Below are 294 nucleotides of genomic sequence, written 5' to 3' on the forward strand. Positions count from 1 at the left end.
GTTGATAAAAATCAATTAAACCCAGTGAAGCAAGGTAACTTCTTAGAAGGTAAAGCAATTATTATTGATCCAGGTCACGGCGGAATTGACTCGGGTAATCCTGGTTATTATGAGAAAGAAAGCCAAACAGTATTAGATGTATCATTACGATTAAAGAAAATATTTGAGCAAAAGGCACCATTTACTGTTATGTTCACTCGTACAGATAATACACGTCCAGGAGTAGACTCAACAGATTCATTGAAAAAACGAGTAGAGTTTGCTCAAAAAAATAATGGAGATATTTTTGTAAGT

The 294-nt window shown here is 34.0% G+C and carries 1 protein-coding gene; it reads left to right on the forward strand.

Annotated features, from left to right (window positions below; genetic code table 11):
* Positions 1-294: N-acetylmuramoyl-L-alanine amidase family protein (locus tag KI369_RS28710; protein WP_212959024.1), on the forward strand; the 294-nt coding region annotated here is incomplete at both ends.

Source organism: Bacillus sanguinis (genome assembly GCF_018332475.1).
Classification (GTDB): Bacteria; Bacillota; Bacilli; order Bacillales; family Bacillaceae_G; genus Bacillus_A; species Bacillus_A sanguinis.